The 23,265-nt window shown below is 35.6% G+C and carries 18 protein-coding genes; 7 read left to right on the top strand and 11 right to left on the bottom strand.

Annotation, left to right across the window (positions count from 1 at the left end):
• Window positions 1-11: 11 nt before the first annotated feature.
• From C4S54_RS06500 to C4S54_RS06490, 3 genes are all read right to left on the bottom strand, one after another.
• Window positions 12-2,186, bottom strand: coding sequence for an NHLP family bacteriocin export ABC transporter peptidase/permease/ATPase subunit (locus C4S54_RS06500; RefSeq protein ID WP_242973753.1), 2,175 nt, complete (start codon window positions 2,184-2,186; stop codon window positions 12-14).
• A gap of 19 nt (window positions 2,187-2,205) precedes the next feature.
• Window positions 2,206-2,622, bottom strand: coding sequence for a hypothetical protein (locus tag C4S54_RS06495; RefSeq protein ID WP_103868795.1), 417 nt, complete (start codon window positions 2,620-2,622; stop codon window positions 2,206-2,208).
• Window positions 2,623-2,871: 249 nt separating this feature from the next.
• Window positions 2,872-3,477: a YgjV family protein gene (locus C4S54_RS06490; RefSeq protein ID WP_103868794.1), complete on the bottom strand. Its 606-nt coding sequence runs from the start codon at window positions 3,475-3,477 to the stop codon at window positions 2,872-2,874.
• Between the two features lie 131 nt (window positions 3,478-3,608).
• On the opposite strand from C4S54_RS06490, the gene C4S54_RS06485 reads away from it, so the two are divergent.
• Both C4S54_RS06485 and C4S54_RS06480 read left to right on the top strand, forming a co-directional pair.
• Window positions 3,609-5,144: a Na+/H+ antiporter NhaC family protein gene (locus C4S54_RS06485; protein ID WP_103868793.1), complete on the top strand. Its 1,536-nt coding sequence runs from the start codon at window positions 3,609-3,611 to the stop codon at window positions 5,142-5,144.
• A gap of 84 nt (window positions 5,145-5,228) precedes the next feature.
• On the top strand, window positions 5,229-5,867 hold the full coding sequence (locus C4S54_RS06480) for a phosphoribosyltransferase family protein (protein ID WP_022773363.1): 639 nt from the start codon (window positions 5,229-5,231) through the stop codon (window positions 5,865-5,867).
• Between the two features lie 60 nt (window positions 5,868-5,927).
• On the opposite strand, the gene C4S54_RS06475 is transcribed toward C4S54_RS06480, so the two are convergent.
• Window positions 5,928-6,164: a hypothetical protein gene (locus C4S54_RS06475; RefSeq protein ID WP_103868792.1), complete on the bottom strand. Its 237-nt coding sequence runs from the start codon at window positions 6,162-6,164 to the stop codon at window positions 5,928-5,930.
• Between the two features lie 176 nt (window positions 6,165-6,340).
• On the opposite strand from C4S54_RS06475, the gene pta reads away from it, so the two are divergent.
• On the top strand, window positions 6,341-7,324 hold the full coding sequence (gene pta / locus C4S54_RS06470; RefSeq protein ID WP_022773366.1) for a phosphate acetyltransferase: 984 nt from the start codon (window positions 6,341-6,343) through the stop codon (window positions 7,322-7,324).
• Between the two features lie 85 nt (window positions 7,325-7,409).
• On the opposite strand, the gene C4S54_RS06465 is transcribed toward pta, so the two are convergent.
• From C4S54_RS06465 to C4S54_RS06440, 5 genes are all read right to left on the bottom strand, one after another.
• Window positions 7,410-8,810 carry a sensor domain-containing diguanylate cyclase gene (locus C4S54_RS06465; RefSeq protein WP_103868791.1) on the bottom strand — a complete coding sequence of 467 codons (1,401 nt, stop codon included), beginning with the start codon at window positions 8,808-8,810 and terminating at the stop codon, window positions 7,410-7,412.
• A gap of 103 nt (window positions 8,811-8,913) precedes the next feature.
• Window positions 8,914-10,182 carry a nickel pincer cofactor biosynthesis protein LarC gene (larC, locus tag C4S54_RS06460; RefSeq protein ID WP_103868790.1) on the bottom strand — a complete coding sequence of 423 codons (1,269 nt, stop codon included), beginning with the start codon at window positions 10,180-10,182 and terminating at the stop codon, window positions 8,914-8,916.
• Window positions 10,183-10,248: 66 nt separating this feature from the next.
• A complete protein-coding gene (hypA, locus tag C4S54_RS06455; protein WP_242973752.1) occupies window positions 10,249-10,599 on the bottom strand; it encodes a hydrogenase maturation nickel metallochaperone HypA in 351 nt (116 codons plus the stop codon).
• Window positions 10,600-10,898: 299 nt separating this feature from the next.
• Window positions 10,899-12,203: an ATP-binding protein gene (locus tag C4S54_RS06445; RefSeq protein WP_103868789.1), complete on the bottom strand. Its 1,305-nt coding sequence runs from the start codon at window positions 12,201-12,203 to the stop codon at window positions 10,899-10,901.
• A 35-nt stretch (window positions 12,204-12,238) separates the two neighbouring features.
• Window positions 12,239-13,405 (bottom strand): replication initiation protein, encoded by a 1,167-nt coding sequence (locus C4S54_RS06440; protein WP_103868788.1) that lies wholly within the window; start codon window positions 13,403-13,405, stop codon window positions 12,239-12,241.
• Between the two features lie 3,321 nt (window positions 13,406-16,726).
• Here C4S54_RS06440 and C4S54_RS06435 point away from each other — a divergent pair.
• Window positions 16,727-17,551 carry a ParA family protein gene (locus C4S54_RS06435; protein WP_022773376.1) on the top strand — a complete coding sequence of 275 codons (825 nt, stop codon included), beginning with the start codon at window positions 16,727-16,729 and terminating at the stop codon, window positions 17,549-17,551.
• 2 nt (window positions 17,552-17,553) lie between these two features.
• Window positions 17,554-18,219, top strand: coding sequence for a hypothetical protein (locus C4S54_RS06430; protein ID WP_103868787.1), 666 nt, complete (start codon window positions 17,554-17,556; stop codon window positions 18,217-18,219).
• A 51-nt stretch (window positions 18,220-18,270) separates the two neighbouring features.
• On the opposite strand, the gene C4S54_RS06425 is transcribed toward C4S54_RS06430, so the two are convergent.
• Window positions 18,271-18,555, bottom strand: coding sequence for an HU family DNA-binding protein (locus C4S54_RS06425; RefSeq protein ID WP_013282588.1), 285 nt, complete (start codon window positions 18,553-18,555; stop codon window positions 18,271-18,273).
• Between the two features lie 210 nt (window positions 18,556-18,765).
• A complete protein-coding gene (locus tag C4S54_RS06420; RefSeq protein ID WP_242973751.1) occupies window positions 18,766-20,136 on the bottom strand; it encodes an MATE family efflux transporter in 1,371 nt (456 codons plus the stop codon).
• A gap of 176 nt (window positions 20,137-20,312) precedes the next feature.
• Between C4S54_RS06420 and C4S54_RS06415 the strand changes: the two genes are divergently transcribed.
• Both C4S54_RS06415 and C4S54_RS06410 read left to right on the top strand, forming a co-directional pair.
• On the top strand, window positions 20,313-21,932 hold the full coding sequence (locus C4S54_RS06415) for a response regulator transcription factor (RefSeq protein WP_103868786.1): 1,620 nt from the start codon (window positions 20,313-20,315) through the stop codon (window positions 21,930-21,932).
• Between the two features lie 2 nt (window positions 21,933-21,934).
• Window positions 21,935-23,260 (top strand): sensor histidine kinase, encoded by a 1,326-nt coding sequence (locus C4S54_RS06410; protein WP_103868785.1) that lies wholly within the window; start codon window positions 21,935-21,937, stop codon window positions 23,258-23,260.
• The last annotated feature ends 5 nt before the right edge of the window (window positions 23,261-23,265 follow it).

The following is a 23,265-nucleotide window of genomic DNA, read 5'->3' as shown; positions in this document are numbered from 1 at the left end:
TTCGCCCCTCATCATTCATTGACAACAAGCTCGGTATAATAACCGTTATTTGCCATCAGTTCATCGTGTTTTCCACGTTCTACCACTTCTCCATCCTTAAGAACAAGGATTTCGTCGCAATCACGTATTGTTGATAACCTGTGCGCTATTACAATACATGTAATTCCCCTGTCTTTGACCGCCTTGATGAGTTCAAATTCAGTCTTTGCATCAAGCGCACTTGTTGCCTCATCCAAAATAATTATCGAAGGATCCTGCGCCAGAACCCTTGCTATTTCAAGTCTCTGCCTCTGGCCACCAGAGAAATTGCTGCCATTTTCATCCAAAAGACTCTTATACGCGCCTACTCTGTCCATGATGTCATCGTGGATCTGGGCATCTCTTGCCGCCAGGATCATCTCAAAATCTTCAATGGAGTCATCCCACATCTTTATATTATCTTCAATAGTTCCTGCAAAAAGAACTATATCCTGATCCACAACAGCCACTGATCCCGCGAATTCATTGCGGTTAATCTCAGACATTTTTTTACCATCAAATGTGATTTCTCCGCTCCAGGGCTTATAAAGTCCGGAAATTAGCTTTGAGAGCGTGCTCTTTCCACATCCTGAGCCGCCAACTATGGCGATTTTGCTGCCTTGTTTTAAGCTAAAAGAAATACCCTTTATCACAGGGTCTGACATTCTCGAATAGCCAAATACAAGATCCTTTACTTCAACATTTCCCGAAAGCTTGGAGTATGTTTCCGGTTCATCGTCGTCCTTAAAAGTCGCTTCCACCGGATAATTCATAACATCTTCAACTCTCTCCATCTGAGATCGCATCTCCTGTATCGTCTGACCTGCTCCTATAAGCTGCATTGCAGGTGACGTAAATGACTGAAGATACATCTGAAAACTCGTAACCATACCAAGTGTGAACTTCCCTCGCATTACAAGCCCAACACCAATAAAAAGAACTAAGCTGTTAGCTACTATATTCAAAACCTCAGGTATTCTGCCAATCCAGACATTAATATGCGAAAACTCTATATTTTCCTCATTAACCTTCGCGTGCATTCCTGCCCATTTCTCATAAAATCCATCCTCTGCACCACTGGATTTTATTGTCTCTATCATTGAAATTCCTGAAAGAGTGGTCGCTGCGAGCTTTCCTGCATCTCTCATGTTCAGTCTTGTTATATTGACTCTTTTCTTGGAAATCAGTCTGCCTAAAAACGCATTAATACAAAGAGTTATTATTCCTATAAGCGTCAAAGCAGGACTGTACCTTAGCATTACTATAAGGTAAAAGATCATCATACCAATGTTGATGACTATAGGAGTTAAGGTGGAAACAACTGTATTGGCTATAGAAGCATTTGTTCTTTTTCTCTGAAGAATATCTCCTGAAAGTCTGTTGTTAAAAAAATCTATCGGCAGATGCAAAACTTTCCACATATATGTGCTATTGCCAATGATAGACATTTTTCCATTTATTTTTAAAGAATACAGGTCTGTAATCGCATTGACCACTATCTCCAAGAAACAAACAACAGAAAACAGGATAATAAATGGAGTCAGCAGCTCAATATTTTCTCCTGTAAGGAGTCTGTCCATGAAAAATCTCTGGAATCCGGGGCTTATGATGTTAAATGCATATGCAATAACAGTAGACAGCACAACAAAAGCAACTGCTACACCCGCCCCATCTAATCTCCTCGTGGCAAATTCAACAGTGCTCTTTCTCTTTCCGCTCTTTTCAAAATTACTTCCCGGCTTTATAAAAAGACATATTCCGGTAAAAGCCTCATCAAATTCACTCATGGGAACAACAATGGTTCCTCTTGCAGGGTCATTCAAATAAGCTTTTCCATTCTTAAAACCATTTAAAACAACAAAATGATTGAAATTCCAATGTATTATGCAAGGAAATTCCCCATCTTCAGCCAAATCCTCCGGCTCATACTTATAGCCGTTGGCTTCAAAGCCATACGCTCTGGCAGCTTTAAGGATATTTTTGGCGTTTGATCCATCTCTCGAAACACCGCAGTCTACCCTTACCTGCTCAAGAGGTACCCACTTGTCGTAATAGGCCATTATCATATCAAGGCATGCAGCGCCGCATTCAAGAGCTTCCATCTGCATAACGATCGGAACATTTACCTTGCCTTTTGTTATAGGTTTTTTTATAGTTGATCTATTCATTACGCCCCTCATCCCCGTATTAATTAAATAGTAAGCTGATCAACTGAGTTTCTTTATAAGAAGCTTTGACATCATATGAGCCATCAGGAATGTCCACATTTCCTATTGCGATGATATTCCCATATTCATCCTGCTTGATATAGCCTATAGGCACCAAAAAATCTCCAATTTCAAGATCCATATCTACGGTTAGGTTACGCGCAGCAGCGCTGTTCTCGAAAGTTGCGGTAACAGCACCATCCTCCACTTCAGCCTTTCCATAAACATAGCTTTCTATAGATGAAAAATAGCTCCATCCTATCAGGCCAAACAGAATTATCATTACCGCCAATAAGACAATCCACCCCTCAGCTCTTGCCACATGGATATATGTTGTCAGATCATCCGGTGATGAGATTTTTTCTATACTTTTCTTTCTGAAAATATCCTCTTTCATAGCTTCCCTCACATAAGAATATCCGTTATAGCTTCTTAAGTTATATTTTATCATAAAAAAATAGACTTTTGAGCAATCAAAAGTCTTATAAGGGAGGAAGGGCTGCTTATTATTATAAGCAACCCTTCTGTTGTGTTATGAAAAGTATATATGTGGGGTTCAAGAGTGTTGTCTCTCTTGATGCTTACTATGTTACAATCCAAACCTAAAACGAAACTAAAAATAATGTGTCTAAAAAGTGAATCTTATTTAAAGATACTTCTCGTAATAGCCATCCTTCTTTATATATCCCATTTTTAAGAGGTATGCCTTGTGGTTTTCGTCAGATCCTCTGTAGATCAGAGATTTTATCCCTTCTCCGGGAAGTTTATCCAAGAGATATTTACCAATAGAAAAATCCCTGTATTCAGGTATTGAATAGTCCAAGTCTATATCAACTACGCCATCTTTTTCTTTTCCAAAGAATAAAGATACCGGTTTTCCGTTGTGACAAACCACATAACCCAGATTAGACTCCGAAAAATCCAATAAAGTCTCAGGAAAACAATCCATTATGTCAGCTGAATAGAATCTTAACAAATAGCTGACAAGAGCATCCTTGGTGTTAACTCTCACTATACTGTAATCCACTTTTGTATTACTCATTTTTACAAGATAGTAAATATTTATCAAAACAAGGCATACATTCATGATTGCTGTTGGATATGAATGAATTATGAAAGCATAAGCTGTAAAGATAACGCTTCCGATCGTATTGACTACCCTTAGTTTAACAACAGATGCCATCAGAAAAGAAACCAGTACCAAAGCTGATCCCAAATAACCTATAGCCTCTATGATTGTCTTTGTATCCATTTTTACCTCTTTCTATTTATAACAAATTAACAATGGGAACATATCATATCAAAAAAACATTTATAGTTCAAATATATACTTTTTACACAATTACATTGTATAATTATTTAAAATTATTTAGGAGGATTGTTATGTTTACAGACTCATTTTGGTCACTACTTCCGCCAATCATAGCCATTGCATTGGCATTGATCACCAAGGAAGTTTATTCATCATTATTCATTGGTATTTTAGTTGGGGGACTACTTTATTCCGGATTTAGTTTCACTGGGACAATAGAGCATGTTTTTGTCGATGGAATGATCGGACAACTCTCTGACCCATGGAACATTGGAATTCTTATATTCCTCGTAATTCTAGGCAGCATCGTAATGCTTATTAATCGTGCTGGTGGTTCAGCAGCCTTTGGAAAATGGGCTTCCGAGCATGTAAAAACAAAGATAGGCGCTCAGATTGCCACTATACTTCTCGGAATGATCATTTTTATCGACGACTATTTTAACTGCCTTACAGTTGGTTCAGTTATGCGTCCGGTTACTGATAAGCACAAGATTTCCAGGGAAAAACTAGCATATCTTATTGATGCTACTGCAGCTCCAATTTGTATCATCGCCCCTATCTCATCATGGGCAGCTGCTGTAACCGGTTTCGTTGATGGTGCAAACGGACTTACCTTATTTGTAAGAGCTATTCCTTACAACTTCTATGCTTTTTTGACCATTGCCATGATGTTTGGTCTCACATTTATGAATTTCGACTATGGCGCTATGAAAATTGCTGAGCATAACTCACGCAAAGCTTCAGAAAAAAATAAAGCTAAAAAAGAAGCTGCATCTCTTACAGGTGCTGAGGATCAGCCAAATCCTCCAGTATCTATTAAAGGCAAAGTTATTCACCTCATTCTTCCAATTATCGCACTTATCATTTGCTGCATAATCGGAATGATCTACACAGGTGGCTTCTTTAACGGCGAAAACTTTGTAGATGCTTTCTCAAATTCTGACGCATCTGTTGGTCTTGTTTATGGATCTGTCGCAGCGCTTATAATAACAATTGTTTTCTATGTATGCACCAGAGTTCTTAGCTTTACAGAATGTATGAATGCTCTTCCAGAAGGATTTAAGAGCATGGTACCTGCTATCATGGTTCTTACTTTTGCTTGGACTCTTAAATCAATGACTGACTCCCTTGGAGCAGCTACATATGTTGCAGGCCTGGTTCAGAATATTGCAGACAATGCTGCACTTATGAGCTTTATCCCTGCAATAGTATTTGTTGTAGGCGCTTTCCTTGCATTTGCAACCGGAACGTCCTGGGGAACCTTTGGTATTCTCATTCCTATAGTTGTTAATGTATTTGGCGGAAATCTTAACAATGAGCTCATGATAATATCCATTTCTGCCTGCATGGCTGGTGCTGTGTGTGGAGATCACTGCTCACCTATTTCTGATACAACGATCATGGCAAGTGCCGGTGCCCAGTGTGAACACATTTACCATGTTTCAACCCAGCTTCCATATGCGCTTACGGCCGCTGCTGTTTCCCTGGTTGCATATGTGATTGCAGGATTCTTGAAAAACTGGCTGATCTGCCTGCCTATTGGCATTATTATGATGCTTGGTACACTCTTTGTTATCAAGAACATGAAGTCACCCAAAAATGCCTGATAAATAATTGGAATTTAGATAATATAATGATATTATTTTATATATAAATATTTTTATCAGGCTGATGAGAAAGGATGGCTGACTATGCAAAATTATAAAAAGATGGAGTATTCTAGAAATAAAGATGTTCTTCTACGTTATACACCCGGGCATTTTATAACACCTCATTCTCATGTTAACTATTATATTGATCTTTGTGATACAAAGGCCAGAATGAAAGAGGCCAGAGCCGCAGGCGAGTCCCTTGCAGAAATGTACATGACCTCAGACATCATTGATACCATCCTGTGCCTGAACGGTACGGAAGTTATTGGTTCTTATATGGCCAATAAGCTTACAGAGGCAGGAATTCTTTCAATGAATTCTCACAAGACCATGTATATAACAAGTCCTGAGATCAATGTAAATGATCAGATCATGTTCAGAGATAACAACAAACACATGATAAATGGTAAAAAAGTCCTTATCCTGATTGATTCCGCGACGACAGGCGGTACTTTAAAGAGTGCTCTTGATTCAATCCGCTTCTATGGCGGTGAGATCGTGGGTATTTCAGCTGTATTCTCAGTTGCAACTCAGATTGAAAGCTTTCCGATAAGAGCGCTGTTTACTACAAGAGACCTTCCGGATTACGCCAGCTACGCACATGATAACTGTCCTTTATGCAAGTCAGGAGTTGCTGTTGACGCTATCTGCAATGGATTTGGTTATTCAACTGTATAAAAAATAATATAATTTAAGCATCTCTTGGTAATGACCCAAAAACCAAGAGATGCTTTTTTATTACTGATTTCCCATATTTCTCATCATTTTAGCTGTTTCAATATCATTGGCAGTAAGCTTTATGTTGGACTCTAATGTTTTCCCATCAGGAGTAGTTACCTTGATATCAATTATTGTTCCCTCCTGCATGGCATTGTCTCCAATTGCTCTAAAGAAAGGTAATACCTTTGGATGTTCCTGCGAAAACAGCCCAAAGCGCTGTTGAAGCTGCATAAGCAGCATTGGATTCATATTCATTTTTGTACCTCCGTAATAGATATACTAAATAATATATAAGTAAGTTAAATAATTATCAACCTTTTTTGGTGAATTTTTAGTAAACTTGAGTTAAATCAAGTTTTTTGCATCTTAGAAGTATTATAATCGCAATCGTCGATTAAAAATATATCTGATACATACAAGGAGGATAAATAATGTACGGATTTGGTGATATGATACAAAAGCTTAAAGCTGACCCAAAAACAATCGTTTTCCCTGAAGGATCTGACCCAAGAATTCTTGAGGCAGCTTCAAGATTACTTGCTGGTAACTTCCTTAAGCCTATTCTTTTAGGAAACCCAGATGAGATCAATAAATCAGCTGAGGATGCCGGCTACAACATCAGAGGCGCTCAGATCATTGATCCTGAGAATTTCGATAAATTTGATGAGATGGTAGATATGTTCTGCGAGCTTAGAAAGAGCAAGGGAATGACACCTGAAAAGGCTATTCCTATCCTTAAGCAGACAAACTACTTTGGAACAATGCTCGTAAAGATGGGCCTTGGCGACTGTCTTCTCGGAGGTGCTACATATTCAACAGCTGATACAGTTCGTCCAGCACTTCAGATCATTAAGACAAAGCCTGAAAACACAATCGTTTCTTCATGCTTCATCCTTGTTCGCCCTTCAGCAACAGGTGAAAATGAAGTTATCGCAATGGCTGACTGTGGAATCAATATCAATCCTAACGAGGATGAGCTCGTAGAGATCTGTGGCGAAACAGTTAACTGTGCACAGAGATTCGGTGTTGATCCTAAGGTTGCATTCCTTTCATTCTCAACAAAGGGATCTGCAAAAGATGATACTGTTACAAAGATGCAGAATGCTACTAAGAAGGCACAGGAAAGATATCCTGAAATTCCTATCGATGGTGAGCTTCAGTTTGACGCTGCTGTATCTCCACGTGTTGCAAAGCAGAAAGCTCCTGGTTCAAAGGTTGCTGGACATGCAAACACATTCATTTTCCCAGATATCAATGCTGGTAACCTTGGTTATAAGATTGCTCAGCGTATGGGTAACTTTGAAGCATATGGTCCTATCCTTTTAGGCCTTAATGCACCTATCAACGATCTTTCTCGTGGATGCAATGCTCTTGAAGTATACTCAATGTCAATCATCACAGCTTCATTAGCTTGATATATGTATTATTGATGTTATATAAAAATGCCCCATCGCAATCATTGCGATGGGGTATTTACTTTCTTAGTTTATATTATATTGTTTAGTTTTTTGCCTTTCCATGACGTCTTTCGTGGTCTTTATAATACTTCATCTTGTCATCATACATGGCTTCATCAGCCTGTTTTACAGCTTTATTTATTTCACTTGAATTCTTACTCCATACCGCTCCTATTGCAGCCTCAATCTTCTTGTTCCTTAGTTTATCAACAAGTTCATTGAATTTAGCTTTTTCAATTTCCGGTATAATTGAGATAAATTCGTCTCCGCCTATCCTATAACAGAATTTTTTCTTAAATACGCTTCCAAAAACATTTGCAACCTGTTTAATGAGACCATCACCAGCTTCGTGGCCTTTTTCATCGTTTATCTCTTTTAAGCCATTTATATCCACATAGCATACTCCGACATTCACAGACATTCCGCCAAGAAGTACCAGAGTCTGATTAAGGGAGTATCTGTTCCCGAGACCTGTAAGAGGATCATGGCTGCCAAGATACATCATTTCATTAGTCAACGCCCTATTTCGCAACTCATATGAAATAAAGACTGCTGCGGATTCGATTACATCGGTGACATTTAAGGGAACGTCATTTGCAAAATTATCAACGATAAGATAACCTAATACAGTTTTTTTGTCCTTAATTGCAGCTACTATGAATCTGTGAACATGGCCTGCTAAAAACTTATCATAAAACTCTTCGTTGCGCTCTTTTAGTTTATGTGTGTCGTTTACTACTGTAATATCTTTATTCTTAAGCTGACCTTGCCAAAGAGATATAAAGTCATTGTTTTCAAAATCCTTTTTTGTAGGTAGCTTTGCTGGTGCTGATCCGCTGACCCATTCGTGTATAGCTTTTATCTCTCTATCCTGAGTCTCAACTATAAATACTCTGTCAGCTTCGATCGCTGTTCCAAGGATTTTAAGAACTTTCTTAATGCCTTTTCCAAATTCAGCAGAGGAAAGCTCTTTTGCACACTCGATTACCAGGTTATTACTATTTCTCTTAAGAATTTTATCGTCTTCATCTCTTTTGGCTGCAGTAACATCATGAATAATGAAGGCGCAAAATCCCTTTTGATACACCGGAACTGCCCAAAATTCGAACCATTTGTCATAATCACTATTATAAGTTCTAATAATTGTAGATTGGCGTAAAATTGCCGCCTGATAACTATATTTGATCCAGTCTTCATCCCTATTTGTAACTGTTTCAAAATAAGTACTTCCTATCAGCTCTGCAGACGGTTTCTTTACCAATTGAGCATATCGTTCATTGGCAAATAGGAAGAGCATATCTTTAACCGTTCCAAAAGGATCTGTTAAGACCTTGAAAATACAGCATGCATCAGGCAAATCCTTAAGCATATATAAAATATCATTTGAGGTGAAATTAGTTGTAGATGAATACTCGATTTTTCCGTGGCTCTCTAATTCTGACATTATGCATCCCCCATTTAGTGTTAGAAATAATACTTTATACCGTTGATTATACAATATATATTTTAATTATGCACTATATAATTGCTCATAAAAAATGGAAGTATCAAAGTGATACTTCCAACTCTTTTCTTATCTCCATAATACTTTTTCCGGTTCTTCTTGCAATTCCAGCTATATCATCATATTCCAGCTTTTTCCGTTTTACATCATATCCAGTTGCTTCTTTTACACGTACCTTACCATATGGCGTATCAATAGTATCTATTGTTCTGGATAAAATATATCTGTTGCAAATGTTCTCACGCACACCAATTGTCGTAGTGTTATTGAACAATTCCTTTAAGATTTTCTCTCTATTATCAAGCCTGCACATGCAAGTTAAAATAACTCCCGGCCTGTTTTTTTTCATACCAACTGGTATTGTATAAACCTCCACTGCGCCGGCCTCGAAGAGTCTTTCAGTTGCGAAGCCAATCTCTTCAGGAGTCATATCATCTATGTTACATGACAGCTCTACTATTCTGTCATTTTCGTATTCATCGTTACTCTCCCCATATATAGCCCGCACAAAATTTCCCTGAGGAAAATCCTTTTTCCCCATACCGTAACCAATTTTTTTAACATTCATGACAGGCTGAGAAGCGAAATCAAAAGCAAAATATTTAGCTAAAGCCGCTCCTGTCGGAGTGCACAGCTCTGATTTTATGCTATCACTCTCGTAACACGGAATTCCCTCCAGCAAAAGAGCTGTTGCAGGCGCTGGAACCGGTAATATACCGTGTGCACATTTCACTGTTCCTCCACCAACATTTATCGGTGACACAACGATTCTGTCTGCATCAAGCTCATGCATCAAATAGCAAACCGCAGTAATATCGGCTATAGCATCCAAATTGCCAACTTCATGGAAATGTATCTCCGAAACAGGAACTCCATGAACTTTGCTTTCCGCCTGCGCTAGAAGCTCATAAACTTCCCTGACATCACTCTTTATCTCTTTTGAGATATTTAAACTCTCAATGATATCCTCTATGTCATAAAGTTTATTGTGATGATGGTGCCCTTCATGATCATGTGAATGCTCATCGCCATGACTATGTGTATGCTCATGAGTATGCACATGGTCGCTTTCATGTTCATGGTGATGCTCTTCTTCAGAATCAGGTTCTTCCTGGCCCTTCACAAGAACTCTCATATGCTTACCGACTACGCCGCATTTCGTAGAGTCTTCAAGCACAAATTCTACATTAGGTATTCCTATCTCATTCAGCTCTTTTTCTTTCTTTTTTACATCGTCAAAAAGTGAGATCAGCGCTGCTGTAAGCATGTCGCCCGCTATACCCATCTTGCATTCAATAAATAATGTGTTCAAAACTACCTCCCTGCATTGTGTAAGTCAATAGTTCGGTTAATATTCACATTGTATATTATATAAATGTTATATATCTTCTATAACTATATTTTTTAATGTGACGCCTTTTCCTTCGATTATATGTGCTTTTCTTCCACCGCACGCAGTGCAAAGATATCTGTTCTCACTACTAGGATAATACTCACTTCCACACTCTTCACAGAGGGCTTTCACAGGAACTTCCTCGCATACAAGCTCTGCGTCCTCAAGTATTGTTCCCTTTGCTGCTTCCGGGTAATACTTATACATATAGTAAGGCATTACACCACTTGTCTTTCCAATTTGAACTACGATACTTTTTACACTTTTAGCATTGTTTTCTTTTGCTACATCTATGGCCAGAGCTACCATTCGTGAAATATAGCTCATTTCATGCATGATTTATATCCTCTTTATTTTCATTTAATTACAATTTAATTGATTATATACCAAATTGCTAGATAATTATATATAAAGGAGGAAATTATGGCTCATAATGTTGTTCAAACATGCATGGGATGTGGTCGAACATTTGTCGCTAGAAATAGTGGCACTCCTTTTTGTTGCCGTGCTTGCAAGATCCGCTACTCTTACCACTATTCTTTCAGGTGCAGAGACTGCAGAAACGCATCCTGTACTGTTCGAAACGAGTATCTGCAAGGCTGCGCTCCTGATTGTCCTAACCTTAAATGGGATCCTTAATTATTTCCTGATAGATGATTTATGAATTGCTGTGCGCATCTTCCAGAAACACCGCCGTGATTTAACTCCCATCTGTCAGCTTCAAGCAAAAGCTCGCCTTCATCCATCTTTATTCCATTTCTCTTGGCAAGCTCTTTCACTATATTGTAATATTCCTGTCTCGATGGCTTATAATATCCTATATTCACACCAAATCTGTTAGCAAGGGACAGTTTTTCTTCCATTGTGTCAGATCTATGTATATCACCGTCCTGCTCAACATCTCTTCTATCTTTCCATGTTTCTTTTATCAGATGTCTTCGATTGGAAGTAGCATAGATAAGAATATTATCCGGCTTAGTTTCAACGCCGCCTTCTATGACTGCCTTCAAGAACTTGTAATCAGATTCATCCTCTTCAAAAGAAAGATCATCCATATAGATAATAAACTTATAATTTCTGTTTTTTATCTGAGAGATAAGCTGTGATAAAAGCCTGAACTGATATTTATATATCTCTATCATTCTAAGGCCATCACCATAATACTCATTAACAATTGCCTTAATGCTTGTTGATTTTCCTGTGCCACTATCACCAAATAAGAGCACGTTGTTAGCTTTTTTACCTTCTACAAATGCTTTTGTGTTATCAACAAGCTTCTTTTTCTGGATTTCATAACCTACAAGATCGCTCAAAACGACCTTATCCATATTATTTATAGGATTAAATTCTATTTTCCCGTTTGTAAGCTCTCTTATCCTGAAAGCCTTATTTAGTCCAAATTCACCAACACCGATCTTTTTGTAAAAATCAGTAACTATATCAAAAAAGTCCTGGTCTGAATCTACATTCTCAAGCCTCGAGGATAGATTCCTTACCTTCTCGCTTACATTTGAATTGTACATAAGCTCAGGCTTCTCAATAGCCTTATAATTCGTTATACAGCTAAAACAGTCAATTCCGAGCTTCTCTTCCATTTCCTTGAAATCATACTCAAACAACTGCTTAAAAGCATGAAAATCCGCGGTTGCAAAATGATTAACACTGCCATTCTTACTTCCAACCTTCTCGCAAGTAAGGCTAAATGGATTCTCATCCATTATAAGTAAATAAGTAAGATAGTTATGCCATAGATTATCATCAAAAGCATTAGCTGTACCAAGTTCAAGTAATCTTTTCACCTGCTTGTAAACTCTTGCTATCAGATCCTCTTTGTCATATTCCGGCTTATGCAAATCTTTTGAAACCTTTGCAAGCTGCATCAATATTGATTCTTCAGGCATATCCCCATAGATCAGTAATTTTGCTACAATTTTCTCCATAATCCCCCAATGTTATATAACATATATTTATTATATCAATTATCCAACAGTTGCTTTTCTAATTCTTCAAAGTTTATATCTGTTCTCTGCTCAAAGTTATTAAAGGTGTTTTTCTTTGGAGAGATTGGCTTAGCCTTGTTGTTATAATACTCGTTCTTAATGCAGTCTTTCATAAATGCAATCGGAACATCAACGGTAGTGTTATAGGACTGCATGTAATCATAAGCCTGTTTTATCTTATCGATATCATAATCCGCACATTCAGCAATTTCTTTGATCTCTTTTACTTTGAAATAATCATGCATAAGATCGATAAGATCATCTAAAACATCATCTTTATTGATCTGCTTCTCTTTTTTGATGCTATTTCCAACATCTTTTTTATCAACAAAGAACCTGATCCCAACAGTTTTTCTGCCACTTTTAATAGGCTCGTAGTCAACTATAAGGCTGGTTTTCTTATTTAATTCGTCTTTTGCCTTTGATAATACGTTCCTATTGAATATTTTATACTCTTTATACTTTGTCTGGCCTGTTTTCTCGACTAATTCATCGATTTTTTCATAATCAGGAAAGTCTTTTTCAAGCTCAGCCTTGATCTTATTATCGCCTCCGGAAGTAATTATACCAAGTTCAAGCTTTAGCTCTGTCAGATTATAATCAAAAACCTGCTCTCCATCTATTTTTTCAATAGCTTTTTTATAGTCAAATGCAGATTTTAACATCTCATATAAGCGCAAAGAATACACACTCTTAAGACTAAGAGTATCTGATAAACTAAGTACCGTATAATCCTTTTGAAGATTGACTATTTTATCCGTTAGTGAGTTATTATAACGAAGTGTTAGAGTACCATTTTTAAAAGATGCGTCTGTAACTACCTGGTGTGCTTCTATCTTTCCATTGGCCTTATCTTTCATAAGAAGGTTCCAATCAAAAATTGTAGCACCCTTAACCTGTCTGTCACATAACGCTTCAATATGTTCATACAAAGATCCGGAAGTAGACTTAAACATTTTCCTTAAATCTGTACCATATATAGTAGCAACAACATTGTTTGTTTCATCTATTTTAATATGCTGCATTCCTATGGCAAACAATTTCTGGCTTAATGCAGTACCTTTACCCATAGCGTTGATCAATTCATTAGACTTTTTATAACTCTGTCTAGTTATGAGTTGGTCTCGTTTTTCTTCTTTCATAAATCCCCCAGTTCTTTTATATACAGGTTCCCTTTTCATGCACCTTAAATAAGAAATTATCTTCCTATTTTGTACACCTTTAGAATAAAAAGATATAATAACATTCCCTTTTTGTAAACCTTTTATTTTATTATATTCCTTTTTTGGTCACCTTCAAGTATTAATTGCCTATATTTTGGGGTTTTTATCAGCTAAAAGCACAAAGATTTGTTAACCATTTTAGTCAATTCTAATAATTCCCTTTTTGTGCACCTTTCCCATTATCTATTCCCTTTCACTTCACTTTTGACTTTCTTGGTTTGACTTCAATGGTTAATTCTAGTCCCTTTTTGTTCACTTTTAATACCCATTTTAGTACTTAATAATTTCAAAACTGATCCCAAACATTAACCCCCATTCCCTTTTTAGTCACCTTTCATTTATATTTCTAAATTTTTGACCTGATCTAAGCTCATTTTTATTACATTAAGCATTCATTACACCAAAACATATTTCGCTTTAGTTATCTATTCATACCTATTTATGTGATATTTTTCGTTCCCTTTTTGTACACTTATATGTTCCCTTTTTGGTCACCTTTAATTTTATGACTGTTTGAAACGCCCTATTTATGCCTGTTCTGGCTTCTACAGATTTATGAATCTATTAAATATTATGTATTCCCTTTTTAGTCACCTATCTTCCCAAATACTGCACTTTTCATCCCTAAACAGGTAACTTGGGGCATATTTTCATAGTTCCCTTTTTAGACACCCTATCTTCCCATTCATTCAACTTTCTAATCCCTTTTTATCTACTTTAAATTCCTATTTTAGTCACTCATAATAAAACAAACCGCCTATTTATGCGGTTTTCCTGGTCTATTAATTAATAAAAGAATTGTAGTTTTATATTTTAAAATAAACAACTTTTTAAGGTGTCCCAGCTTAATATATAAATTTCAAATAAGTAAGATCTAAATACTCTTTATATATAGAACATATAAATATAAAGTATAAAAACAAAATATAAATACAAAATATAAATACAAAATATAAATACAAAATATAAATACAAAATATAAATACAAAATATAAATACCATAGATATCTGAATACTATTTTATATGTTTAATTATTTTTTATGCCTGGATTACAAATGATAACAAAAATGAAATTGAAAGAAAACAAAGATTCAGACAAAAATTAGAATGCAATTTTGTATTAGATGACTTTGATTGGATATTTGTAAGATTATTGATAACATTTTATCTGTTTAATTAATAATTATAAATAGTTTTAATTAACAAAAATTACATATGATATACAAAATTATATTTATTATTAATAATATGAAATTTTTTCGAAATGTTTTGATTGTATACAAGGAGAAAAATAATGACAATAGATATTATAAAATCTGCTATGCTATTAAACATTTAATTATTATCTTAATATTTACTAACATTTTGACTGAAGATTATTCATTGACGGTGCATATATTGACTTCTTTAGTCTATAATTTTTGCAAGTTTGTTAACCTTTAACATATAGAACGTACGATATTAAAAACAGATTTAATAATGCGATTTAATTACCTATTTTGCTGCATATATCATTTGCTATATTATTATATTTTTTTGAGCGGCAATACAAATTTTGCAAGTAATCTTGCAACATCTGATTATGTTTTGTTCTTAATATTGTCATATTACATTGAAATGCCGATATTTACTGGCTTCCAACAATAGACTCGAAACAAAAGCATTCCTGCATCTTATTGATTGCAAATTTATAATTTATTTATATTCAATTTATTCTATTTTTATAAAACTAAATCATAGAATATGCTTCTAAAAGCAGCTTAAAACGTGATAGAAACAATAATGATTAAAAACACTACAATTCTTGATTAAAAATAATAATTTTTTGCTTTTTATCAGGCTTATCTTCTGGGGAAACCATCTATTTTCCAATTATCATCTCACTATTGAGATCTTCATACTTTTGATAAATACCCAGGCCATTTATCCATGATTAAGTTACAAATTTATGGCTTGTTAGCTCTTTTAAATGTTACTTATATGATTCAAATGCATTTATAAATATATATCATATTTTCTATTTGTTATATATTATATACATATTATAAATACAAAATATATAACATATATTATATTATACATATTTAAAATACATTAAGTATTTAAAATAAATTTCATATATAAGCAATCACTTCAATATATATTATAACAGATATACATTTTATATTCAACATAAATAATATATTATACATACGAATGATATATATAATAAATTACAAATATGATATTTAAAATACATTAAAAATATAATAAATAAAAAACATATAAGTAATAATACAAATATTAAATATAAGAAATATATATAATGTTATAAATATATATCAAATATACTGAGTGTAACATATAAATGATATATATTATATTTATTAAATATTAAGAATATAGCAAATATATTATACGTATAAAATATACATTATATTATATTGATATGTTGCATATGTATAATATAAATAATATTACATATACGAGATATATAACAAATCTGATTAGATAAATAAGTTATATAACATATCAAATTTTGGGTAGATCAATTTCGATGGATGAAAATATATGCTGGATCCAGAAATACAAGGTGTAGCATATAAAAAAGTATAAAGAAAAGATATATATGTTATATATATCGTGCTGAGAATTGGATGCTTTAGTTTGAGTATATTGCTGATAAACAGTGGCTTTAAGCACATTTGATGTGAAGAATAAATACATAGAGAGTAATTTGCGCTTTTCATAAAGAATCAGCAAAAAATACATAAATATATATATATATATATAACATATATAAAAATCACATGTTACTTTGCTTATTAGAAAAATATATATGATATATATTAATAATAATCTGAGAGATAATAGAAAAATAAGTATTAAATAAATGCAATATATACATTATATAACATAAAAAAGAATCAGAATGTGAATGCGGCATTTTCTATAAATGCTATAACATATATAACATATATTATAATAATAATATTTATATGATGATTTTATATGCTATACTGTATAAATAATATATATCATGTATAATATATATAACACATAGATAAATAACGAATCAATATACAAGATATACAACAAATATACAACATATGAATAATATGTAACAAATATAAAATATAAGATATGGTAAGTATATTAGTCATATTAAATATTGAAAACAGATAATTTAAACGTTATAATAGCAAAGGAATATAAAAGAGATAAAAGTTATATAACAGATATATGTTATAGGAGGGGATATGCGAATTATTGCATTTAGTAACCAAAAGGGTGGAGTTGCAAAAACTACTTCCAGTTACGCAATGGCAGTAGGCCTTGCAAAGAGAGGATATCAGGTTTTAGTTGTAGATGCTGATCCTCAGGAAAATCTTTCAATGACAGCAGGAATCGATCTTAATGAGGTGGATCCTGATCCAGAGGACATTGAAGCATTAACTCCGGAGCAGAGAAGCTACTTTGAAGAGAATGTACCTGCAAAATTGTTTGAGGTAATGGCTGGCGATAAGGATATAAATAAAGCAATTATTCCTATTGCTGAGAATTTAGATCTCATAGTTGGTGGTATTGATCTTGCGTCTGCAGACATGACATTCTCTATGTTGGGACGTGAAAAGCTTATAAAAGAAGCATTTAAAAAGATAAAAAAAGAGTATGATTTTTGCATATTTGACTGTAGCCCTGCTTTAGGGGTTGTTTTAATGAATATACTTACAGTAGCAGATGAAGTAATTATTCCATTGGAGCCAGGAGCATTTTCATTACAGGGTCTTTCAAGATTATATAAATTTATAGGCCAGATTCACGATTTTACCAATGATAAGCTTAAGGTTGATGGAATATTAGTAACTAAGGTTAGAAACACTGCAAACGCCAAAATATGGATAAATGACATAGAAGAAAAAGCTGATCTTCTTGGAACAACAGTTTATAAGTCAAAAATAAGGCTTAATGTCTCAGTTGAAGAGGCACAGACCATGAAAATGGATCTGTTTGAATATGCGGGCGGTTCAAGCGCAGCAAGAGATTATGATGACTTTATTGATGAATTCTTAGGGGAGGATTAATTATGGCAAGCAAGGCTGATATGCTTAAAAAGAGCGTCAGGAAGACAGGAACAGGTCTTTTTGCAGGAATGCAATCAATTAAGGAAGAAGAAGTAAAAGAGGAAAAAACGAAGGTTGTTGAAAAGCCAGAAAAGCCTATTGAAGAGCCTGTTATAGAAGTTAAGGAAGAAAAAAAGATAGAGCAGGTTGTTAATCAGCCTGTTCAGAAGCCTGCACAAGCAGTTAATCAAGCTCAGGCACCAGTAAATGAGTATGTGGCACCACAGGTTCAGCCGGTATATCAGCAGCCGATTCCACAGCCTGTACAGCCGGTAGTTCAGCAGGTTGTACCTATGCAGCCAGAGCCACAGATACAACAGGTTCAGCCTCAATCAGTATATATACAGCAACAGCCTGTTCAGACAGCTCAGCCTGTACAGCCAGTACAAGATGTAGAGCAGCCTGTTCGAAAGGCAGCAAAGACTGAAAAGAATAGCAGATATGAAAAAGATAAGTTTCTTTTGCTTGATATAAGAGGATTAAGGGATTATGTAGAGCACATGGCAAAGGCAGCCAATATGTCAGCTACGAAATACATCAGAAATCTTATAGAAATAGATATGCAGCAGAATATGGATATTTATGAAGCTCATAAGGCATTGGAAGAAAGATTGAAAGAAAGAAGATAAAAAATAAAGGTGATTACGAAATCGTAATCACCTTTTCTTTTATTTTATCAATTATTTCTTCTTGCCGTTTACAGCATCCTTAAGAGCCTTACCAGCTTTGAATTTAGGAACTGTAGCTGCAGGAATCTTGATAGCTGCGCCAGTCTGAGGATTCTTACCAGTTCTAGCTGCTCTCTTAGCAGTCTCGAATGTACCGAATCCAACAAGCTGTACTTTGCCTTTTTTCTTGAGTTCCTTAGAAACAGCTTCTGTGAAAGCCTTTACAGCCTTCTCTGAATCTTTCTTGGAAAGACCAGTTTCCTTTGCGATAGCATCAACAAGTTCTGTCTTATTCATGGTTTAATACCTCCCTCAAATTGAGTATTTTCACTACTAGAAAAAATTTTACACCCATTTTATGCACATCACAAGTATTTAAAGTCGAAAAATTGCCAAAAATAATAATGATTTTTAGTGCATTATTCTGAAAAAGCGCATATTTATTGCATATTTCAGCAAGAGGGACTTGACATTGTAGAAAATATGGGCTACTAAACCACAAATGTATTAAAGAACCGACATAGTAGTTTTATAAAGCTTTCTGAAATAGTATGTTGAGATAGCAAGTGAAGCAATCTCAGCAATAGGAAAGGCAAACCATACTAAGTTCAGATTGCCTGTTCTTGACAGAAGCCACGCAACAGGAATAAGAACTACAAGCTGACGTCCAACTGATACAACCAACGAATAGAAGCTCATTGAAAAAGCCTGGAAAATAGAACCCATAGCGATACAAACACCGGCAATAGGGAATGAAAGGCTGATTATTCTAAGTGCTGGTATGCCGATCTTTATCATTTCATCTGAAGCATTGAATAATGACAGCAATAACCCCGGGATCGCCTGAAAAGCAATTGTACCAACGATCATTATGGATACAGCAAGGGTAAGAGCAAATTTTAAAGCTTCGGTTATGCGCTGTTTGTTCTTTGCTCCATAGTTATAGGCAAGAACAGGAATAAGTCCGTTATTAAGGCCAAATACAGGCATAAAGAAGAAACTCTGAAGCTTGAAGTAAACACCAAATACAGCTGTAGCTGTGGATGAGAAAGCACCAAGAATAAGATTCATAAGGTAAGTCATAACAGAACCGATAGACATCATAAGTATGGATGGAATGCCTACGAAATATATATCCTTGATTGTAGTCATATCGATAGTGAGTATTTTCTTAAAAGAAAAGTTGATCTCTTTATTAAAGTGCAAATTGCAATACAGACCGATGCAGGAACCGACACACTGACCAAAGATGGTAGCATAAGCTGCGCCGGCAATTCCAAGCTGTGGAAAAGGTCCGATACCAAATATAAGAAGCGGATCAAAAATAATGTTGATTATAGCGCCTGATGCCTGTGAAAGCATGCTGTAAAAGGTCTTTCCTGTTGACTGAAGAAGTCGTTCGAATGTTATCTGGAAAAAGAGTGCAACAGAACAACACGCGATAATTCTCAGGTAAGTAGTGCCATATTGTGCAATGACAGGCGTGTCAGTCTGTGAACTGATAAATGCGTCAGCAAAAAAGACACCGATGATTAGGAAGACCAAATAGTTTAAAAAAGTAAGTAAAATACCGGTATTAGCAGCCGAATCAGATCGACTGAAGTTCTTTTCACCAAGTGATCTTGAAAGAAGGGCATTAATGCCAACTCCTGTTCCTGAACCAAGGGCTATCATTAAGTTCTGCATGGGAAATGCAAGAGTAACTGCTGTAAGAGCATCCTGGCCGGCATTTGGAGTAGTTCCAACTATCTGAGATACAAAAATGCTATCTACGACATTATAGAGAGCCTGAACCAGCATTGAGATCATCATAGGTAGAGACATTGATACTATTAACTGTTTTACGGGCATTACACCCATTTTGTTTTCTTTTGTCATAACATCATCCTTTATTCATATAACTAAGCCGTAAAAGTATATCATATTACAATTTATATGTATACGTGAGTAAATATTAAAAAAGCAGAAAATATGTGCCTGTCTCATCTTTAGGAATTATTGGTTTAATGATAAAATGAAGTGGGGAAAATGTATTTCATAAAGGGGTTTCTTGTATGGTAAAAGTATTTCTTGTGGAAGACGAATTTGTTGTTAGGGAGGGTATAAAAAACAATATTGACTGGCTTGCAAATGGATTTGATTTTTGTGGGGAGGCATCTGATGGGGAACTTGCCTACTCAATGATCCAGAAAACGCAGCCGGATATTCTTATTACCGACATTAAAATGCCATTTATGGACGGTCTGACTCTGAGCCGCATGGTCAAGGCGGAATTTCCATGGATCGAGATAATCCTGCTTACAGGATATGAAGATTTTCAATACGCAAAAGAGGCAATCAGGATAGGCGTTTCAAGCTATCTTTCGAAGCCTATAAGTGGCAGTGACCTTCTAAGAGAAGTGAGTTCTGTTTCTGAAAAGGTTGAAGAAAAGCGCGCAGAGAGGGAGGCTACAAAGCGCTATGAAGAGGAAATGAAGGAGAGAAATGAGCTTGATAAACAGGCCTTTTTTGGAAAGCTTGTCAGCTCAAACTGTGGCGCATCTGAACTTATCGAAATGGCAAAAAAGCTGTCCATTGATATAACAGCTCTAAAATATAATGTTCTCCTCATGAAAGTGTGGTCAAAAAAGCATGAGATTGGCGAATTTTCAAACAGTGTCCTAAAAATTGAAGAAGGAATAAGAGCCATCGCAACTAAAAATGGAGCAATCAGTTTTAACCTTGATCTGGAAGGACTCGCTCTGCTATTTAAAGGAGACGATGAAAACACTATTAATACAAATATAGAGTCTACTATCAAGGAAATGATGGGACTTTTTGAGAATTATAATAACATACGATATTTTGGTGGAATCGGTCAAACGGTCAACAGAATAACAGAAATAAGTACATCTTTTTCATGGGCCAGCAGGGCGTTTGCTCACATGTACTTAACTTCTGACAATGGTTTTATGGTTGGTTCGGAAGAAGGCCTTAAGGTAGAAAAAGAGGATATTATCTTGTCTGAGATTGATCCAAAACATATCGATAGAAAGCTTGTAAAAGAGTTTTTAAGACGAGGAGAAGCCTCTGAGACAGAGTTCTTTTTGGAAGAATTCTTTAATGGAATGGGAAAAAATGCTATCAGGTCTACAATGCTCAGGCAATATATATCAATGGATCTATATTTCTGCGTCACAGATTATATATTAAATGAATTGGGACTTAGCAGAGATGAGCTTGATAAGCAGATTACGGCTCCAAATGCAGAAGTTCTTGGAGATGAGAAAAAGACCTTTGATTACATGAAGGAAATCATGAATAAAGCGCTTCTTATTAAGCAGAGCAACGCAATTGGAAGATATCGTGACATCATGAATGAAGCAGTGGCATATATTGAGAAGCACTACGCAGAGGAGGAGCTGTCGCTCAACTCCCTTGCTGCTCATGTGAATTTCTCGCCAAATCACTTAAGCGCAGTATTTAAGCAAGAGACTGGACAGCCATTCATTAAATATCTTACGGATTACAGGATGGAGCATGCAAAAGAGCTTCTTTGCAGCACTTCAAAGAGAAGTAATGAAATAGGTCAGATGGTTGGTTACAAGGATCCACATTATTTTTCATATCTATTTAAGAAGACACAGGGACTAACTCCTACTCAGTACAGAAATGGTACACGTGAGGAGGAGTAAAGATGTTCAATGGTCATAGAAAGAAACAGCGATCAAAGCTGGCGTCACAGATCAGACTATCTTACATTATACTTCTTTTACCTAACCTGATCTTCATGGTGTATGCGCTTTACAATCTCTTTTTTGTAAGCGAAAGATATAATACAATGCTGAACTCGGTGGTTACAGCGAGCGAATTCAGTCTTGATTTTAAGGAAGATTTTGATTATGAGACATATCTTTTGATAGTTGGTAATGTTGCACCTGAGGATTCGCAGATACCGATTTTATTAAGCGATGCCAGGGCTGTTGTCGGGGGACTTAAAGGCTATACAAATACTGATGATAATCAAAAGAGGTTACTAAGTGCGGAGAAGTACTTAAATAACCTTGAAGTCTACATAGAAAGAATAAAGAATAATCTTACCTATGAGGATAAGTATGAGGCAAATATGCTCATATGGGAGAATGACGTTCAGATAGTGACAGCTCTTTTGCAAGAGACTATCAATGAGTATATCTATTATGAAAACAAGCAGATACAGGTCGCGCAGGCTGAGAATAAGGAAGTATTTCTGGACATCATAAAGATTTCAATGGTAATAACAGTTGCTATTGTATTAGTTATCCTTTTAGTATCATTTGTAGGCCCTTTGTGGATAACGCGTCCTATCGAAGAACAGGTAAAACAGGAACAAAAGCAACTGCGTAAGGCTGAATTTGAACTCTTGCAGGCCCAGATAAATCCACACTTTCTTTATAACACACTGGATACAATAGTGTGGTCAGCTGAGGCCGGCAACCAAAAGCAGGTTGTCAATATGGTTAAGAGTTTGTCTGACTTTTTCAGGGCATCTCTCAATAGGGGAAAAGAGATAGTTTCTGTAAAAGAAGAGCTCCAGCATGTAAGAAGTTATCTGGAGATACAGCAGATAAGGTATCAGGACATTCTTAGCTATGAGATAAATGTTGAAGAAGCAATTTTTGATTATAGTATTCCCAAGATTACTGTTCAGCCTGTTGTGGAAAATGCACTTTATCATGGAATCAAGAATAAAAGAGGCGGTGGGCACATTACTGTAACAGGAAAAGAATATAACACCTACTTTGAAATCTGCGTTGAGGACAATGGAAAGGGAATGACTTCTGAGAGGTTAAATGATGTTAAGCTTGCCCTAGAAGCAGAAAAACTTGAAGAAAGTGCCGTTTATGGCCTTTATAACGTGAATCAGAGAATAAAGCTGAATTTCGGTGAAGAATATGGACTTGATATTGCTAGTACCTATGAAGAAGGAACGAGGGTTGTTATACGACTTCCGAAAAAATTAACCGAAATCGTAGAAAAATGAAACAA

Origin of the sequence: Butyrivibrio sp. Su6, from assembly GCF_900108105.1 — a bacterium.
GTDB lineage: Bacteria > Bacillota > Clostridia > Lachnospirales > Lachnospiraceae > Butyrivibrio.
Note: the sequence above shows the minus strand (reverse complement) of the source record. Positions and strands in the feature narration are given on the sequence as shown.

Bases quoted from the DNA above. Each gene is read 5' to 3' on its own strand.
- C4S54_RS06500 (WP_242973753.1), bottom strand. From the start codon at position 2,186: ATGAATAGATCAACTATAAAAAAACCTATAACAAAAGGCAAGGTAAAT.
- C4S54_RS06495 (WP_103868795.1), bottom strand. From the start codon at position 2,622: ATGAAAGAGGATATTTTCAGAAAGAAAAGTATAGAAAAAATCTCATCA.
- C4S54_RS06490 (WP_103868794.1), bottom strand. From the start codon at position 3,477: ATGGATACAAAGACAATCATAGAGGCTATAGGTTATTTGGGATCAGCT.
- C4S54_RS06485 (WP_103868793.1), top strand. From the start codon at position 3,609: ATGTTTACAGACTCATTTTGGTCACTACTTCCGCCAATCATAGCCATT.
- C4S54_RS06480 (WP_022773363.1), top strand. From the start codon at position 5,229: ATGCAAAATTATAAAAAGATGGAGTATTCTAGAAATAAAGATGTTCTT.
- C4S54_RS06475 (WP_103868792.1), bottom strand. From the start codon at position 6,164: ATGAATATGAATCCAATGCTGCTTATGCAGCTTCAACAGCGCTTTGGG.
- pta (WP_022773366.1), top strand. From the start codon at position 6,341: ATGTACGGATTTGGTGATATGATACAAAAGCTTAAAGCTGACCCAAAA.
- C4S54_RS06465 (WP_103868791.1), bottom strand. From the start codon at position 8,810: ATGTCAGAATTAGAGAGCCACGGAAAAATCGAGTATTCATCTACAACT.
- hypA (WP_242973752.1), bottom strand. From the start codon at position 10,599: ATGCATGAAATGAGCTATATTTCACGAATGGTAGCTCTGGCCATAGAT.
- C4S54_RS06445 (WP_103868789.1), bottom strand. From the start codon at position 12,203: ATGGAGAAAATTGTAGCAAAATTACTGATCTATGGGGATATGCCTGAA.
- C4S54_RS06440 (WP_103868788.1), bottom strand. From the start codon at position 13,405: ATGAAAGAAGAAAAACGAGACCAACTCATAACTAGACAGAGTTATAAA.
- C4S54_RS06435 (WP_022773376.1), top strand. From the start codon at position 16,727: ATGCGAATTATTGCATTTAGTAACCAAAAGGGTGGAGTTGCAAAAACT.
- C4S54_RS06430 (WP_103868787.1), top strand. From the start codon at position 17,554: ATGGCAAGCAAGGCTGATATGCTTAAAAAGAGCGTCAGGAAGACAGGA.
- C4S54_RS06425 (WP_013282588.1), bottom strand. From the start codon at position 18,555: ATGAATAAGACAGAACTTGTTGATGCTATCGCAAAGGAAACTGGTCTT.
- C4S54_RS06420 (WP_242973751.1), bottom strand. From the start codon at position 20,136: ATGACAAAAGAAAACAAAATGGGTGTAATGCCCGTAAAACAGTTAATA.
- C4S54_RS06415 (WP_103868786.1), top strand. From the start codon at position 20,313: ATGGTAAAAGTATTTCTTGTGGAAGACGAATTTGTTGTTAGGGAGGGT.
- C4S54_RS06410 (WP_103868785.1), top strand. From the start codon at position 21,935: ATGTTCAATGGTCATAGAAAGAAACAGCGATCAAAGCTGGCGTCACAG.